This is a genomic window from Vibrio sp. B172a (genome assembly GCF_030248355.1).
Lineage (GTDB): Bacteria > Pseudomonadota > Gammaproteobacteria > Enterobacterales > Vibrionaceae > Vibrio > Vibrio owensii.
Genome location: NZ_JAHGAC010000003.1, coordinates 137,886 through 155,546, shown reverse-complemented (window position 1 = coordinate 155,546; position 17,661 = coordinate 137,886). Strand labels below are relative to the sequence as shown.

General features: G+C 45.4%; 14 protein-coding genes. 9 read left to right on the top strand and 5 right to left on the bottom strand.

The genetic code is table 11. The features are described 5' to 3' along the window. Positions 1-33: 33 nt before the first annotated feature. Positions 34-1,404, top strand: a complete 1,371-nt coding sequence (locus KIT90_RS04280; protein ID WP_005443284.1) for a DASS family sodium-coupled anion symporter — start codon at positions 34-36, stop codon at positions 1,402-1,404. A gap of 244 nt (positions 1,405-1,648) precedes the next feature. On the opposite strand, the gene KIT90_RS04275 is transcribed toward KIT90_RS04280, so the two are convergent. Then, positions 1,649-2,986 carry a GGDEF domain-containing protein gene (locus KIT90_RS04275; RefSeq protein WP_005443285.1) on the bottom strand — a complete coding sequence of 446 codons (1,338 nt, stop codon included), beginning with the start codon at positions 2,984-2,986 and terminating at the stop codon, positions 1,649-1,651. 341 nt (positions 2,987-3,327) lie between these two features. On the opposite strand from KIT90_RS04275, the gene KIT90_RS04270 reads away from it, so the two are divergent. Continuing rightward, positions 3,328-4,152 carry a DUF2797 domain-containing protein gene (locus KIT90_RS04270; RefSeq protein WP_009705854.1) on the top strand — a complete coding sequence of 275 codons (825 nt, stop codon included), beginning with the start codon at positions 3,328-3,330 and terminating at the stop codon, positions 4,150-4,152. Positions 4,153-4,231: 79 nt separating this feature from the next. On the opposite strand, the gene KIT90_RS04265 is transcribed toward KIT90_RS04270, so the two are convergent. Beyond that, a complete protein-coding gene (locus KIT90_RS04265; RefSeq protein ID WP_285375533.1) occupies positions 4,232-5,467 on the bottom strand; it encodes a cysteine desulfurase-like protein in 1,236 nt (411 codons plus the stop codon). Further along, entirely contained in the window at positions 5,451-6,107 is a 657-nt protein-coding gene (locus KIT90_RS04260; protein ID WP_009705852.1) for a 2OG-Fe dioxygenase family protein, read from the bottom strand. The genes KIT90_RS04265 and KIT90_RS04260 overlap by 17 nt, the downstream gene beginning before the upstream one ends. Before the next feature lie 371 nt (positions 6,108-6,478). Here KIT90_RS04260 and trxB point away from each other — a divergent pair, with 371 nt between their 5' ends. The 3 genes from trxB (at position 6,479) to cydC (ending at position 11,046) form a co-directional block, all read left to right on the top strand. Next, positions 6,479-7,438, top strand: a complete 960-nt coding sequence (gene trxB, locus KIT90_RS04255) for a thioredoxin-disulfide reductase (RefSeq protein ID WP_009705851.1) — start codon at positions 6,479-6,481, stop codon at positions 7,436-7,438. Between the two features lie 103 nt (positions 7,439-7,541). Beyond that, on the top strand, positions 7,542-9,329 hold the full coding sequence (cydD, locus tag KIT90_RS04250) for a cysteine/glutathione ABC transporter permease/ATP-binding protein CydD (protein ID WP_020194878.1): 1,788 nt from the start codon (positions 7,542-7,544) through the stop codon (positions 9,327-9,329). Further along, the gene (cydC, locus tag KIT90_RS04245) at positions 9,322-11,046 is read left to right on the top strand and encodes a cysteine/glutathione ABC transporter ATP-binding protein/permease CydC (protein WP_285375527.1); all 1,725 of its coding nucleotides are present in this window, start codon (positions 9,322-9,324) and stop codon (positions 11,044-11,046) included. Before cydD ends, cydC begins: the two co-directional genes overlap by 8 nt. An 87-nt stretch (positions 11,047-11,133) precedes the next feature. Here cydC and KIT90_RS04240 read toward each other — a convergent pair whose 3' ends face one another. Beyond that, the gene (locus KIT90_RS04240; protein ID WP_285375525.1) at positions 11,134-12,465 is read right to left on the bottom strand and encodes a D-serine ammonia-lyase; all 1,332 of its coding nucleotides are present in this window, start codon (positions 12,463-12,465) and stop codon (positions 11,134-11,136) included. A 211-nt stretch (positions 12,466-12,676) separates the two neighbouring features. On the opposite strand from KIT90_RS04240, the gene dsdC reads away from it, so the two are divergent. Further along, a complete protein-coding gene (gene dsdC / locus KIT90_RS04235) occupies positions 12,677-13,618 on the top strand; it encodes a DNA-binding transcriptional regulator DsdC (protein ID WP_033006957.1) in 942 nt (313 codons plus the stop codon). Positions 13,619-13,621: 3 nt separating this feature from the next. On the opposite strand, the gene KIT90_RS04230 is transcribed toward dsdC, so the two are convergent. Further along, the gene (locus KIT90_RS04230) at positions 13,622-14,422 is read right to left on the bottom strand and encodes an EAL domain-containing protein (RefSeq protein WP_009705846.1); all 801 of its coding nucleotides are present in this window, start codon (positions 14,420-14,422) and stop codon (positions 13,622-13,624) included. A 161-nt stretch (positions 14,423-14,583) separates the two neighbouring features. On the opposite strand from KIT90_RS04230, the gene KIT90_RS04225 reads away from it, so the two are divergent. The 3 genes from KIT90_RS04225 to KIT90_RS04215 all read left to right on the top strand — a co-directional run bounded on the left by KIT90_RS04225 (position 14,584) and on the right by KIT90_RS04215 (position 17,622). Continuing rightward, on the top strand, positions 14,584-15,504 hold the full coding sequence (locus tag KIT90_RS04225) for a helix-turn-helix domain-containing protein (RefSeq protein WP_041055410.1): 921 nt from the start codon (positions 14,584-14,586) through the stop codon (positions 15,502-15,504). A 166-nt stretch (positions 15,505-15,670) separates the two neighbouring features. Then, the gene (locus tag KIT90_RS04220; protein ID WP_285375521.1) at positions 15,671-16,606 is read left to right on the top strand and encodes a helix-turn-helix transcriptional regulator; all 936 of its coding nucleotides are present in this window, start codon (positions 15,671-15,673) and stop codon (positions 16,604-16,606) included. A gap of 68 nt (positions 16,607-16,674) precedes the next feature. Beyond that, positions 16,675-17,622 carry a helix-turn-helix domain-containing protein gene (locus KIT90_RS04215; RefSeq protein ID WP_020194885.1) on the top strand — a complete coding sequence of 316 codons (948 nt, stop codon included), beginning with the start codon at positions 16,675-16,677 and terminating at the stop codon, positions 17,620-17,622. Positions 17,623-17,661: the final 39 nt, after the last annotated feature.

Here is a 17,661-nt window from a genome sequence, read left to right as displayed (position 1 = left end):
CAACACTAAGGCAATGCAAAAGGAGCACAACCCATGACCGCACTCGCTGTGACACTGAAGAATTGGTTCTTCACACGCAACAGCATGATATTGACGTCTAATGTCCTGCTGTTCGCTATTTTGTTCAACACCCTACCCTTTGAGCCTCAAGTCGTAACCGGCTTATGTATTTTGATTTTCGTTGCCGTACTTTGGTTAACGGAAGCCATTCACGTAAGCATCACTGCCCTGTTAATCCCGCTACTCGCGGTATTCTTGGGCGTATTCAATACCCAAGCAGCACTAAACAACTTCTCTAACTCGATCATTTTCTTGTTCTTGGGTGGTTTCGCGTTGGCTGCAGCGCTGCATAAGCAAAAGCTTGACCAAGCGATTGCCGACAAAGTATTGCTCATTGCGCGTGGTAAAATGTCTGTCGCAGTCTTCATGTTGTTTGGTGTGAGCGCAGGTCTATCAATGTGGATCTCAAACACCGCAACGACAGCAATGATGTTGCCATTGGTTCTAGGCGTTATGAGCAAGCTAGACGCGAAGAAGAGTCACAGCACTTACCTGTTTGTATTACTTGGTATTGCTTACAGTGCGTCGATTGGCGGTATCGCAACGCTAGTAGGTAGTCCACCGAATGCTATCGCAGCTGCAGAAGTCGGTTTGAACTTTACAGAGTGGATGGAGCTGGGTTTACCAATTTCTTTGATTCTGATGCCTATCGCGATCTTGGTGCTTTACACCATGACAAAGCCAGATTTAAGCCACACGTTCGAACTTGACCACCAGCCAGTTGAGTGGACAAACGGCAAGAAGATCACCTTAGCGATTTTCCTATTAACAGTGACATTCTGGATTTTCAGCAAACCAATCAACGCGATGCTTGGCGGTTTTGCTAAGTTCGATACCCTCGTTGCAATTGGTGCGATTCTATTACTTGGCGCATCTCGCGCAGTAGAGTGGAAAGACATTGAAAAGACAACTGACTGGGGTGTTTTGATCCTGTTTGGTGGCGGTATCTGTCTAAGTAACGTACTAAAAGCAACAGGTACAAGTGTATTCTTGGCTAACGGTCTAGCTGGTTTCCTTGAGCAAGCTGGTGTCCTACTTACGATTCTATCTGTGGTTGCGTTCGTTGTTTTCCTAACCGAATTTGCAAGTAACACAGCAAGTGCGGCGTTATTGGTGCCAGTATTTGCCACCATTGCAGAAGCGCTTGGTCTATCGCCAGTCATTCTATCAGCACTGATTGCTGTAGCTGCATCTTGTGCCTTCATGCTGCCAGTAGCAACCCCACCTAACGCGATTGTATTTGCAACGGGTCATATCAAACAGAAAGAGATGATGCGAATTGGTATGGTGCTGAACGTTGCATGTATTGGCGCACTAACTCTATTCGCTTGGTTGTTCTGGTAAACATTGCTCAAATAAAAAAAGAGCTGCGCCCAAACGCAGCTCTCTTATCAAAACTAGCACTACAACTGCTGTTCTCGGTAATCAAATTGAATACCTAACTACTACCCCCTAGTCATGTTCAGCAGTTTCCCTTTTGGTGGTCGGTCGGCCACCTTTTTTCTTTTCCACGCCAATGGTGAGCGCGGCACTTAGGAAGCTTGAGTTATGAAGCTTAAGTTGTGAAACCTTAGTTATGAAGTCTTAGTTAAGAAGCAATATCCGACTTCTTTTGCATGCCGTAATTCACTTCTATTCGGTTTCGACCATTGCGCTTAGCCAAATACAAGACTTCATCTGCACGAGCCATCGTCTCAGAGACTCGTTCATTTTGCATTTGGGCGACACCAATACTGCACGTTAGTGATTCACCATGAACCCAGAGGTGTTTTTCAACGTTCTGGCGCACGACTTCGGCTTTCTTCACGGCTTGCTCAATATCGGTATTTGGGCAGAACACGACGAACTCTTCCCCACCCCAGCGAACCAAACGATCATCTGGTTGGATAGAGCTAGCGATCACCATGACAAACTCCCGCAGAATATCGTCACCCATCTGATGACCATACTTGTCGTTTACTCGTTTGAATTTATCCAAGTCCATGTAAAGGATAGAGAAGGAATCGTGCCCCCAACGAACTTGTCGAGCCTGTTGCTCCAACCAGTTTTGTACCGCATGTCGGTTCATTGCTCCAGTTAACGCATCACGATGTGCCAGTTCTGCAAATTCATAATTTTGAGCACGCAGCGTACTGTTCACTTTTTCCAAATGGCGATGACGCTTGCGTGCTTTGTTATACGCGATTTTGTTTTTGCGCATTTCATGCAGCGAGAAAGCCAAGCCGAGTGCCATCCAAGAGAACAACAACGCGAACAATAGTGTGGATTGCTGAACATACGCACCTTCAAACTCTATCTTGTCGATAACGATCTTATGTTTACCGAGTGCCGCACCCGCTCCGGTAGCCAAATCAATACGAGTAATATTGGCAAACTCAGGCGCAGAGTGTTCAATTGCAACGTCGTTGTCATTCAACCACCACGTCATCACCTGAAGATTCTCAATTGGGATCTCGATAACTTCGCTAAAGTCTGAAGGAGAAAACTGCATGCCATTGTATTTGATGGTGTATTCGTCATTCGGATCTGAATAGGCCGAATTGAAGTTACGCAGGTACAAGCGCAAGTTTTTGCTTGGGCTTTGCCCCTCTCCCGCCGTTTCATAACGAATTTTAAGACGAACGGTATGGTAACTGGAAAGATCCAAACCTTTAGTCGCTTGCTTCACATCGGTGTAAACGGAGATACCGCAATAAGGCCACGCGTACTTACTTTCTTTTAGGTCACAGTTGAGAACCAAACTGTGGTTTTGATAAGTAATATCAGATTCACTCAGACCACCAGCAATGGCATCGCTTGTGACATGAATATTAAATTGATCCGGCGTGACTTCTAGCTTACGGGTATCACCAAGCAAACTGTATAACGCCACTAAACTGATGGTGCATATCGACAATGCAAAAATTAATCTGTGTATCCACTTCATCGTGACTAACCTAGTTACTGACTATCGTTCTGTTTATATTAAACAAATGTACTGAAAGTTATTTCACATTTCAAATAAAGTTATTTATCAAGTTAAAAAGTGATTTTTGACTCACATTCTCACTCTCGATACATATTACTCATTTAAGAAGCGTGATCTTGCTTCAGGTATGTAGGATTTTTCTCACTTGAGCATTTGTGCGAAGCATCTCACGTCAATCAACATCACCTTGATTAAAAAGGCACCAAAGAGAACACAAAACCACAGACTTGTTTGCTTACCTCTGCATATCGAGACCGCTTCGGTATATACTGTGCAAAAACACAATAATGAGTAATGTCATGTCAATAATTGCTACAGGCACACTAAATAAAATGCGTGCTTCTCTGGATGGTGCAGTAAGCTACCGTCTGCCTGTGGGTGACGAAGAAGTGGATTTGAGCCCATTTCTTGGTAAAACCCTCACCCTAACTCACACTGGCAACATCTACTGTTGTTCTTGCGGTAAGAAAACCAAGAAAAGCTACTCTCAAGGCCACTGCTTTGTATGTATGAAGAAGTTGGCGAGTTGCGACATGTGCATCATGAAGCCAGAAACTTGTCACTACGAACAAGGCACCTGTCGCGAGCCGCAATGGGGTGAAGAGAACTGCATGGTGGACCACTTCGTTTACCTATCTAACACGTCAAGTTTGAAAGTGGGCATCACGCGTCATACCCAAATTCCAACCCGTTGGATTGACCAAGGTGCGACACAAGGTCTGCCTATCTTCAAAGTAAAGACTCGTCATATCTCTGGCTTGATTGAAATCGAATTAGCGAAACACATTGCTGATAAGACAAACTGGCGAACGCTGCTGAAAGGCGATGGTGACCCAATTGAACTGCAAGATCGCTTTGCAGAACTGCTGCCATTAGTAGAAGACAAAATCGCTGAGATTAAACAGCAGTATGGTGATGACGCAATTGAAGTGTTAAGCGAAAACATCACTTCTCTAAGCTACCCAGTTCAGCAGCATCCGACTAAAATCACCTCACACAACTTCGATAAAAACCCAGTTGTAACGGGTACATTGCAAGGCATTAAAGGCCAATACCTGATCTTTGATACTGGCGTAATCAACGTGCGTAAGTTCACCTCTTATGAAGTTGAAGTGAGCGAATAAGTTCTCGGTTAATTGAACGAAAGAAACGAAAAAGCTCGAGCACTTGGCTCGAGCTTTTAGTTTGTGGCGTCTTCGATTCTTAGGCGTCGAGGATGTTTTCTAACACATCAAACAACATATCGATTTCTGCCGTCGTGTTGTAGTGCATACAACCGATGCGCACCACGCCGCCCGACTCCTCTAAGCCTAACTGGCGAACGAGTCCTAGTGCATAGAAGTGCCCGTTCCAAACGCAGATATTGTGCTCACCCAACGTCTTCGCGATGAACTCTGGAGCGTATTTATCAAAAGTCAGCGCGAAAGTTGGCGTTCTCAGTTGGTTGCTTTCATTGTTAATACCAAACAAGTTCACGCCATCCAGCGCCCCTAAACGCTGCAAGAAATGCTCGCTCAATTGCTGCTCATGTTGGCTGTACAACGCATAGCTTTGCTCTAAACGCTGACGAAGTGATGCATCTTCATCACCAAACTGGGCTAGGTATTCAACCGCAGCTGTGACGCCTGCCAAGCCTTCAAAGCTCTGTGTTCCGGTTTCAAAGCGCCCCGGTCCAATGTTGGTCGCAGGTTCAACTTTGTAGGGCTTAACACTGTGTAACCACTGGTCTGCTACGTAGGCAATTCCTACATGTGGTCCAAAAAACTTGTACGCAGAACATGCCAAGAAATCACACCCTAATGCTTGCACATCGACTAGATGGTGTGGCGCATAATGCACGGCATCCACATAAACTTGAGCGCCGATACTGTGTGCCATTTTGACCACTTGGTGCATATCAACAATCGAGCCGGTGGTGTTCGATGCGTAAGTCACCGCCACTAAACGCGTTTTCTCATTCAACAAGCTCTGAAGATGCGCAAGATCCAGCGTGCAATCTTCTTCATTAACTCTGACTTGGTGAACCACCGCGCCTTTATCTTCTGCTGCTTGTTGCCAACTCGACACGTTAGAGTAATGGTCTAGGGCTGAAACAATGATCTCATCGCCCTCTTTCCAATCTCGACTAATAGCGCGACTTAGCTGGAATGTCAGCGAAGTCATATTCGCGCCAAACACGATATTGCCAGAGGACGGTGCGTTTAGCAGAGCTTGTGCCGATTCGCGAGCCGATTGCATTACATCAACCGTCGCTTGGCTTGAGAAATAGTGCCCACCAAGGTTCGAATTGAATCGTCCAAGGTAGCTCACCATGCTGTCTAGTACCGACTGCGGCACTTGTGAACCACCGGGTCCATCAAAAAAGGTCACTGGGCGGTCATTGTGGTATTGCGCCAGTGCGGGAAATTGTTCTCGGATCTGATTAAGATTGAAGTTCATTTCGTTTGTCCGTCGCTGTCAGTACAAATACATCCATATGACCTTCTTGGTCATTAATCACTGAGCGAATTGGCACCGCGTTGTGCCACAGTTTGCTGTCTGCCAGCATTGCCACTTCGCCATTTTCCAATACTTTGCGGAAAAAAGGCGCTTGATTGTGGCTGCTGTAAAGCATGATGTCGCCACCCATGATGTTGTGACGCCCTACGCCTACTAGCGCGATATGGTCAAAACCATCTTGGTGTACCCCTTCCGGTGCAACTTGGGTTTCATCGTAAATCGCGGTAATTCGAATTTGATGGATCTCGATTTCCTGACCGTCAGGTAAGTGGTTTGCGTTAACGAACAACTCACACATTTCACGGAAACCTTCGCTGGAAAGAATCCCTTTTTCAATCGGCTCAAACTGGCGAATCACATCACCTTGGAAACGGTTGATATCAGAAGATTGTACAAAGCTGTTCTTGTTTAAATCGACCACCTGACCGTTTTCAAATCCAACAACAGAGTAACGACGAAGACGATATTGGCCGTCGGCGTGTTCCGTACGAGGTAGGCCTTCGAAGGAAGGAGAAAGTTGCTCAATCGCTGCCATGCTGAGCTGAGTTAAATGTAGGGTGTTCTCTCGTGAATGTAACATCATTGGCTCCTTTAATGAGGCACATTTAGCTTGTTTGAATTAACATTTAATTTACATCTTAGGATACGCAAATATTCTGCAATTACCAGAATTTGACGTTGATAGCTTCAACAAAAAAGAAAAAACGACACTTAGCACTACAATTAACATTAACAGCAGTTTAAACATTCAGAACGGAGCTTGCGCAGTATTTGAAACTAGAACTCTCCACTATAAACAGAATTTTATTCTAGTCTGGAACGCCTCTCCATAAACATCAGCAAGTTCTAACCTATAACCAATAATTCGATCCGCTCCTTTCGTTTATGCTTTTAAAGCACTAAGAATTTCCATACAATCGGGAGAAATGTTCAGCCCTCTATGGAGCCATAATGAGCGACGTAAAACACTGTAAATTATTAATTCTTGGTTCTGGCCCAGCAGGTTACACCGCAGCAGTATACGCAGCGCGTGCTAACTTAAACCCTGTGCTAGTAACGGGAATGCAGCAAGGTGGTCAGCTAACGACCACAACTGAAGTAGAAAACTGGCCTGGTGATGCAGAAGGTCTTACTGGCCCAGGTTTGATGGAACGCATGAAAGAGCACGCAGAACGATTCGAAACAGAAATCGTGTTCGATCACATCAACGAAGTGGATCTGTCTCAACGTCCATTCCGTCTGAAAGGTGACTCTGGTGAGTACACTTGTGATGCGTTGATCATCTCTACTGGCGCATCAGCGAAATACCTAGGTCTTGAATCTGAAGAAGCATTTAAAGGTCGCGGCGTTTCAGCTTGTGCAACTTGTGATGGTTTCTTCTACCGTAATCAGAAAGTGGCGGTTGTGGGCGGTGGTAACACTGCTGTAGAAGAAGCACTTTACCTATCAAACATTGCATCAGAAGTGCACCTGATCCACCGCCGCGATTCATTCCGCGCTGAGAAGATCCTTGTAAAACGCCTGATGGATAAAGTTGAAAGCGGTAATATCGTTCTTCACACTGACCGTACACTCGATGAAGTGCTAGGCGACGACATGGGTGTAACGGGTGTTCGCATTAAAGACGTGAACAGCGGTGCAACTGAAGATATCGATGTAATGGGTGCATTCATCGCAATCGGTCACCAACCAAACACGCAAATCTTCGAAGGCCAAGTCGATATGAAAGATGGTTACATCCTCGTTCAATCCGGCCTTGAAGGTAACGCAACGCAAACCAGCATCGAAGGTGTGTTTGCAGCAGGCGACGTGATGGATCATAACTACCGTCAAGCAATCACCTCTGCAGGTACTGGCTGTATGGCAGCTTTAGATGCAGAACGCTTCTTAGACGCACTTACTGACAAATAACTTTTCACATTTGTGTCATATCCTTAAAGCCCAGCGGTATTCCCGCTGGGTTTTCTTTTGTATACTACCGCCTCATTAAAACAATTATCATTAAGCCTTCACGATGGATAAGAAAAAGCAAAGCAGCTTGAATAAGTGGCTTAAGCAACAGAGTAAGTTGGCCAAGCGCTGGCTGATGGTTGCGATAGGCCTAGGCGTACTATCAAGCGTGTTTTTATTGGCTCAAGCAGCCCTGCTCGCCTCCATTCTCCACCAACTCATTATTGAACAAGTCGACAAATCCGAACTCGTTTGGTACTTCGTCGGACTTGGTGTCACCGTTATCGGTCGCGCAGCTTGTACTTGGGGACGCGAAATCGCTGGATATCGTTGCGGCGAACAGATCCGCGTTTACATCCGCCAACTGATTCTCGATAAAGTTCACCAACTTGGTCCTGCTTATATCAAAGGCAAGCCAGCAGGTAGCTGGGCAACGTTGATCCTAGAGCAAGTAGAAGACATGCAAGACTTCTTCTCGCGCTACCTTCCACAAATGTCGTTGTCTGTTTTGGTGCCTTTCATCATCCTAGTGGTGGTTTTCCCAATTAACTGGGCAGCCGGTTTAATTTTCCTGATTACTGCACCATTGGTTCCAATGTTTATGGCATTGGTGGGTATGAAAGCCGCTGACGCAAACCGTAAGAACTTCAAAGCGCTGCAACGTTTATCTGGTCACTTCTATGACCGTTTGCAAGCAATGACAACCATCCGTTTGTTCGACCGTACTCAATCAGAAACCGAGACATTAAAAGGTGCATCTGAAGTTTTCCGTACTCGCACAATGGATGTATTGAAGATTGCATTCCTATCTTCAGCGGTTCTTGAGTTCTTCACCTCTATCTCAATTGCGATTACGGCAGTTTACTTTGGCTTTAGCTATATCGGAGAGCTCAACTTCGGTTACTACGGCGCAGGTGTAACGCTGTTTGCTGGTCTATTTATTCTGATCCTTGCGCCTGAGTTCTATCAGCCATTGCGTGACCTTGGTACCTTCTACCATGCGAAGCAACAAGCAGTCGGCGCAGCAGAAAGCATTGTTGAATTTCTAGAGCTAGATGTAGACCAAGTAAAAGACGGTAACAAGGCTGTAGAACAAAACGCTGCGATTCATATCGAAGCTCAAGACCTTGTTATCTTCAGCCCTGAAGGTAAACAACTTGCTGGTCCCCTATCCTTCTCGCTAGAAGCGAACCAAAGCACCGCACTGGTTGGCCCAAGTGGTGCAGGTAAAACCAGCTTAGTAAATACCATCCTTGGTTTTATGCCATACAAAGGCAGCTTAAAGATTAACGGCTGTGAACTTTCCGAGTTGGATTTGGCGACATGGCGCGAAACCATCAGCTGGATTGGTCAAAACCCAATGCTTTTGCACGGCAGCATTCGTGACAACGTCACCCTAGGTAAGCAGGATATTCAAGACCAGCAAGTCCACTCTGTACTGAGTGACTCCCACGCTGCAGAATTTGTTGAAATGCACGGCCTGGATTACCAAATCTCGGATCGCTCTGGCGGTTTGTCTGTTGGTCAGGCACAACGTCTTGCTCTTGCTCGTGCGATGTTACAAAACGGCCGTTTTTGGCTACTTGATGAACCAACCGCAAGTTTGGATGCTCGAAGCGAAAAATTAGTTATGGAAGGCATCGGTAAATACACCGAATCCACCACTAACTTGATGATCACTCACCAATTGGCGCCACTGCAGAATGTCTCCCAAATTCTGGTTATGCAAGAGGGTCAAATCGTTCAACGTGGCGATTACGCAACGTTGGCATCGCAAGATGGTTTATTTAAAGAAATGTTGGCTGCCAACCTAGCTCAACGTGAATCAGACAAGGGGAACTTAGATGCGTGATTTACTCCCTTATCTAAAACTGTATAAAAAGCACTGGTTTGGTTTGTCACTCGGCATGCTTCTGGCGTTTCTAACGCTCGCCGCTTCTATTGGCCTACTCACCTTATCCGGTTGGTTTATCTCTGCGGCGGCGGTAGCGGGTTTGACTATTGCTCGTGAAACCTTCAACTACATGCTTCCGGGCGCTGGCGTTCGTGGCGCTGCGATGGCACGAACTGCGGGCCGTTGGGGCGAGCGTGTAGTTAGCCACAATGCAACATTCAAACTACTGACGGATCTACGTATCTTCTTCTTCAAGAAGCTTGCACCACTGATCCCTGGTCGCGTTTCGACTCTGCGTGATGCGGATCTACTCAACCGTCTAGTGGCAGACGTAGACGCGATGGATCACGTGTACTTGCGTCTTGTCAGCCCTGTGATTGTTGGCATCTTCGGTATCTTATCGCTAACTGCAGTACTTGCCTTCTTTGACTGGCACCTTGCGCTACTGCTTGGCGGTATCCTGACGGTAATGCTGTTGGTGTGGCCGGTATTGTTCTACAAACTGGGCAAACATAACGGCGAACACCTGACTCAAAACAAAGCACAACTGCGCGTAGCAACACTGGACTGGCTACAAGGTTACAGTGAACTGAGCCTGTTTGGTGCAGAAGAGCGTTACCGTAACGTGATTCTAGAAAAGCAAAAACAGCTGCTATCCAACCAGTTTGTTAACGCAAACCTCACTGGTATGGCATCTGGCTTGTTGATGCTCGCTAACGGTTTAACCCTTGTTGCAATGCTTTGGTTTGCTGCGGATGGTGTTGGCGGTCGTACACCAGATCCTTGGATTGCACTGTTCGCATTTGCAACCATGGCAAGCTTTGAAATTCTGATGCCAATTGCTGGTGCTTTCCAATACCTCGGTCAAACATTGACGTCCGCACGTCGATTGAACGAAATCACCTTAGCGGAGCCAGACGTTGTCTTCCCTGAAACATCGAAGCGTGAAGGTGATAAACCATTGAATATTGAGTTCGACAAGGTTGATTTCACCTACCCTGACGGTCAGCAAAAAGTGCTGAAAGACCTGTCACTGTCACTGCCACTGGGCTCAAAAACGGCGATTGTTGGTCAAACCGGTTCAGGTAAATCGACGCTTATTCAATTGCTTTGTCGCTACTGGGATGTAAACCAAGGTCAAGTGAGCATTGGTGGTGCGCCTCTGCAAGATTGGAGCGAATCCGATCTGCGCGCTGCAATCACAGTAGTTAGCCAACGTGTGGATGTGCTTAATGGCACACTGCGTGACAACCTATTGCTTGCGGCTCCAGAAGCAACGGATGAACAACTGGCTGATATTCTGACTAAAGTAGACTTGGCGAATCTGTTAGACGAACCAGGACTGGATGCTTGGCTAGGTGATGGCGGTCGTCAACTGTCTGGTGGTGAGAAACGTCGTATCGGCATTGCTCGCGCTCTATTGCGTGACGCTCCTATTCTGCTGCTTGATGAACCAACTGAAGGTCTAGACAAGCGTACTGAGCAAACAGTGATGGAACTGTTCAAGCAACACTTCACCAATAAAACGGTCGTATTCATTACTCACCGTTTGATTGAGTTGGAAAGCATGGACAACATCTGTTTGATGGAACAAGGCGAAATCATCGAACAAGGTAGCCACCAAGCACTGCTAGCAGAAAAAGGTCGTTACCACCAGCTGTTACAATCTCTGTAATACTGGGATTCAAATAGACAAAGGGCTCATCCATTGATGAGCCCTTTTCTTTTGCTCTCGCTGTTCCCATAACAAGTGCAAAATTCGTTAACGACCTGACTTGGCCAGATAAGCCGACATTTCCTCTTCCGGTACCATGCCGCCACCGGTCGCCCAAATTAAGTGAGTCGCGTTGTTTAATTTCTCTTCAGTAAACTGCATTCGCGCTTGGTAAGCTTTATCGTTAGAAACATGCACCGCACCAATCATGCCCGCTAACGCTGATGGTTCTAAACGAATATCTTCCAGCTCACTTAGCTCACCTAAATGGTGATACATGCGCTCATCCGTGATGGTGTAGTAACCATCAAGCAGTCTCTCCATCGCTCGGCCAACAAAACCAGACGCACGACCTACCGCTAAACCGTCAGCTGCAGTGATATTGTCGATACCAAGATCTTGAACCGCGATGTCATCATGCAAACCAGTGTGCACGCCAAGCAGCATACACGGAGAGTGTGTCGGCTCCGCGAAGATACAATGAACATGGTCACCAAAAGCCATCTTCAAGCCGAACGCCACACCACCAGGACCACCGCCCACCCCGCAAGGTAGGTAAACAAACAGAGGGTGGTTCGAATCAACGACAATGCCCATCTCATCAAACTGTTGCTTTAAGCGTTCACCTGCAACGGAATAACCTAAGAACAAGGTTTGAGAGTTTTCATCATCAATGAAGAAGCAAGTTGGATCTTTTTCCGCTTCTTTGCGCCCTTGTTCAACAGCAACACCGTAGTCTTGCTCATATTCCACTACATTCACGCCGTGAGAACGCAGTTTGTTTTTCTTCCACTCTCTCGCATCTGCCGACATATGAACCGACACAGAAAAACCGAGTTTTGCACTCATGATGCCGATAGACATGCCCAGATTTCCGGTTGAACCTACGGCAATGCTGTATTGCTGAAAGAACTGACGAAGCTCTTCACTTGCCAATTTGCTGTAATCATCACTTTCACTCAGAAGCCCAGCTTCAATCGCCAACTTCTCTGCATGTGTCAACACTTCATAAATACCGCCACGCGCCTTGATAGAACCTGAAATAGGCAAATGGCTGTCTTTTTTAAGCATCAAACGCCCAAGAATTTGAGTATCGTATTGCGCTTCCAAACACGACTTCATCTTGTCGATGCCGACCACGCTTGATTCAATGATTCCATTAGAGGCCGCCGTTTCAGGGAAAGCTTTCATTAAGTAAGGAGCAAAGCGTTTTAGTCGCTCGCTCGCGTCTTTGATGTTGGCAGCATCTAAGCCAACGTACGGCAGACCTTCTTTAAGTGTGGTGATATTTGGGTTGAACCAAACCACCTCTTCCAAATCAATCAATCGCTTAACCAGAGGAAACTCGGTAGCAAGTGCGTGTGCATTGTAGGTTGTCATTGGTTCCTAGTTGCAAGTTACTGTCTTTAATCGTTATTTAACCAAACTCTTGCCAAAGATGACAAACGATCAAAAATCACTTTCACATGAACCAGATTAAAACAAAAACGTGATTAAGTTGGAATTTTGCGGACAAGAAGTCTTTTTAGCTCAACATACAACACACAAAAGCCCTATTATCCAATCAACAGCAGCAAATCATTCATTAGCCATGTACACCAACGACACCATTTTCGGTAAGCATCAGCGCATCAATAGTTTTCAGCTTTCTAAGTTACACACCTTTGAAGTAGCAGCGAGACACTGCTCTTTTTCCCTTGCTGCGGAAGAGCTTTCCATGACCCCTAGCGCCATCTCACATCGCATCAACAAACTGGAAGAAGAACTTGGCATCAAGCTGTTTGTAAGGTCACATCGAAAGATAACCCTGACCGAAGAAGGCGAACGGATATATCTAGCCCTTAACCGAACGTTGAATGAGTTAAACCAAGAAGTAATGGAAGTGAAGTGTGGTGATGTCTCAGGCGAACTGACCATCTACTCCCGCCCTTCCTTTGCACAAAGCTGGTTGGTTCCGCGTATTTACTCGTTTAAACAGCAATTTCCGTCGATTGAGCTAAACATACTAACGGGTAATGAGAACGTGAATTTCCAAGGCTATGGCATTGATGCCGCCATTTATTTCGATGAGCAGATGCCAGAAAAACTGTGGCACCAAGAACTGATGGAAGAAAGTATTGTTCCAGTTTGCACCAAAGAGTACGCAGAAGAACTGGGACTCATTGATGCCCCAGATAAACTTGTGAGCGCCACATTATTGCATGACAAACAAGCATGGGACTACAACTCGCATCATGATGAATGGGCGCTCTGGGCGAGTGAAAATGGGCTCAACGACATCGAAGGGATCCCGAGCATCTCGTTTGATCGTTCCGATCTTGCGGTTACAGCGGCAATGCATAACGCCGGCGTTGCCATTGGCCGACTTTCTCTTGTCGAAAGCTTATTGAAATCCGGCGCACTTATTACGCCTTTTTCTGCGAGAGCACTTCGCTGTAAACAGAAATACTATGTGGTCACCGCCAATGAAAAGCACTCACGCAAGTTGGCACTTTTCATTGGTTGGTTAAATCAGCAAGCAGGGAACCGTTAAATTTTATGCCCACATCGCCGATGAGCCATGGTTTGAGCTAGGCTTAGAGAGTTTTGGGCATAAATCCGAAACCATACTTGGTCTGTGCAGGTAATAACCCTGCGCATAACTCACATCCAAACTTTGCATGAAATTCAGTTCATCGGATGTTTCAATCCCTTCGGCAACCAAATCAAATTTGTATTGGTGCTTCCAAGACGCCAAACGTTGCCAGAACTTCTCATATTGAATGCCTTGCCTTCTGAGTAAGCTTCGATCGAGCTTCACTACATCTGGCGATACATACCGAATGATGGATTCATTTTTATGATTGTCTCGACCAAAATCGTCCAGCGCAATTTTCACTCCCAAGTTTTGGCACAACTGTAGGTTGATCTTAAACATCAACTTATCGCACACCTCTGTTGGGTACTGCGTCTGCTCGGTCAGTTCAAGCCATAACGTGCTTCCCATACGCTTACACGCGTTCAATAGGGGCAACACATCGGCAAAAAAAGACAGACTAGAAAGGTAAGAAGGTGGAATATTTACCGAAATGAAACCAATCGATTCAGGAAGCTCATCCAAACACGTTGAAAGCTTTTTGAATAATCGTTTAGTAAAAAAATTGGCGTACCCTTCTTCCTCGATACAACGGAAAGATTTTTCGATACATCTTGGCGTATTCCATCGCGTTAGCACTTCAGCACCAATTTTGTGGCCGTGCTGCAATCCATAGATTGGTTGAAAGATGGGATAGAAAGCGCCTTTACGAATATCCGCAAAGACCGTTTTACATTCATCCTCCCTCGTTGAATTTTTCATGGGTCTTACCGTTAACAATAGATCTCTAATATAAAGATTAAGGGAACGTAATACACAATAGTAGGCATCGAAAAATGGGTTTGCTTGAGCTTTGCTATGCGACTCCTATAATGACAGAGCAATCAATAACCTATTACAGAACAAAAAATGCGAGGAAATTGATGTTCGGGGAATACTTAAAACAACTCAGGGAAGAGATTGGACTAACACAAAAAGAACTCGCGACCAAACTGAACCTCGCGAGCACAGATTTCGCCTCGATTGACCCAGTAACGATTAGCCGCTGGGAAAGAGGAACGACGGCTCCAACGACGGTAAAAGCCATCAGGATCCTGAGAGTACTCACCACCGACTTAATGCCCTTTCTCATTACGCTGCCATCTGAGTCAGGAAAAGGCATATTCGAAGAGATTGTTGAATATCGATTTAAGTCGCCTTGGGCAACATTAATGAGCAGCTCTTATGACACACAATCGAAATGCAATGCGATTACGGAAAGTCAGCTGTTAGAAAGCGATCAGGATGATTACCTAACTAGCCTAAAACACTTTTTCAATAGTTTGTCGCTCGATAACAAAGCGCTATTCGATATCGATTTGTACCAATATCAGCTCGACAACAAAATGGTCGCTCGCAAATACACGGATGAAGAAAGTAAAGAAATTCTGGGTCATAGTATCTCGTTTTTATTTGATGCTAACGAATTACATCAGTATTTCTCATCGCCATTTTATCCAGTGCCATTGCAGCAAGCTCGCCCTTACTCCACGAGCCGAGCCATGGCGGTTTGTACCATCTCTCGTTATTCATCAATCGAATCTGTATTTTGGCAAAACAGTGCATTTGGTGCGAAATACGTTGCCTCACATGCCAACATTCATGATATGTACTTTTATGCTGTTGACCACTGGTCAGTCAATTATATGAATAGCTTAGATGCAGAGAAAATTGCTTTTGATACACCCGATGAAAACGGCATTGTAAAAATTGGCAATCAATCTTTTAAACGCTGTTTATACCGAGTTGATAGCGCTATCTGGTTATCCAGACCAGAAATCATTGAACTGCTAAAACGCGAATAATTATTAATAAGTGTCACCTCTTTCTTATATAGATGAACAGGATATAACCAAATCCAGACATATTATTGACATGATTGAAGGCGACACTGCCTAGCATAAAAATAGTTTCTACAATTAATGTAGGCACGTGTAAGAAACACGATTCAAGTTATTATGAGGGCAATGTATGTTCGGGGATTACCTGAAACAGCTTAGGATCGAGGGAAATCTTACGCAAAAGGAACTTGCGGTAAAACTTAACTTAGCAGACCCAGAATTCGCCTCTATCGACTCTGTAACGGTCAGTCGTTGGGAACGCAATACTACCGCACCGAATCCGGTTAAAGCGGTTAAAGTACTCAGAACCCTTACCAACGATCTAAGGCCCTACCTTCTCTCCATCGAGATTGATGAGGACAAGACTCAGATTAATCATTATCTGAAAGAGCGTTACCATTCTCCAAAAGATGTCTTGATGAATACTTCGTATCAATCAAACCAAGAGGTTGAAGCATGTAATGTGCTTGAGGCACCACTGTTTGAGTTCAGAGGGGAAAAATACGAAGCGGGTTTAAAGAACTTCTTGAGTGGAATTGGCATTGAGCACGACACCTTGTTTGACGTCGACCTGTACCAATATCAGCAAGATCATAAGATTTACGGCAAGAAGTATCTCGATAAGCTATCTGGACGATTGCTGGGGCACTCGCTGTCTTTCTTCTTCCATGCCGACGATTTAGAAGACTATTATTGTTCGCCGTTTCTTAAGATCCCGATAAAAAAGACCAAAGCCTATTCAAGCAACAAAAAGATGGCAATCTGTACGTTAACCCATTTTTGCTCTGATGAGCCTACCTTTTGGATTGACCATCAAACCGGTATTGACTACCTCGCGACTCACGCGAATGTTCAAGACCTTTACTACTATGCCATCGATAAACTCACGGCAGACTACATGATTGGGATCGGCGCCGAAAAAGTGGCTTTCGACGCACCGAGCGAACAAGGCATCGTCAAAATCGGTGCAGAAAAGTACATGCGCTGTTTACTTAAACTCGACAGTGCGATTTGGCTGACACGCCCTGAGTTGCTTCTCCTTCTCAAAAAACAATATCCTCAATAATCAACTACCCTAGTGTAAGAAGCCAATTAGTTTTGGCTTCCTTTCCATAATAAAAACAAGGTAAGTGTATGTTTGGAGACTATTTAAAACAGTTGAGAAATCAGCTCAACTTGACGCAAAGGGAACTTGCCACAAAGCTCAACCTCGCAAACCCAGAGTTTGCCTCTATCGACTCTGTAACGATCAGTCGATGGGAAAGAAACACGACATCACCAAACGCGGTTAAAGCGATCCGAGTACTTCGTGAACTCGCATTGGACTTAAAGCCATTTTTGTTGTCCATTCCGTCTCCAGAAAATGGCACCATGCTCGATGATATCTTGTACGACCGCTTTCACTCACAACGAGCAATGCTCCTAACATCGGGATACGAAGAACTAAAACCGAGTAAAGAAGTTGAGATCATTGAAGAGACGCTTTTCACTGAGCATGTTGATGCCGATCTGGCTCGCTTAAAAAACTTCTTTCTCAATTCAGACGCGCATTACCCAGGGATGTTCGACCTCGATTATGTGGCGATGCACAATGACGATAAGTTAATCGCCAAAGTCTACAAAGACAGTGAGACGAACAAAGTGCGCGGGCACTCGATTTCGTTCCTTTTCCGGATTGAAGATTTGGACGCACATTTTCATAACCCAAGCCAAACCTTGCCGTTCAGCCAAGCTCGCGCTTACTCAGAAAACCGAGGCATGGCACTATGTTGCTTGAGCCGATATGCCGCTAGCGAACAAGTCTTTATGATGCTTCATCCGACGTTGGTGGATTACTTGGCAGGACGTTCCAATATCACCGAGTTGTACTATTACGCGTTCGATAATCAGTTTACCGATTATTTAGTGAGCTTGGGGGCTGAGAAAGTCGCTTATGACACGCCAGACAAGGCGGGGTCAGTGACCATAGGCAAAACGTCTTACCGGAAATGCTTACTCAAAGTGGATACAGCCGTACTTCTTGCACAGCCTTCAATGATATATCTACTCCATCAACACCAAGCAAATACTGCAAAACGCTAAATAAGGCTTTCCTGAAATATATTAAGCGCCGCAAATTCA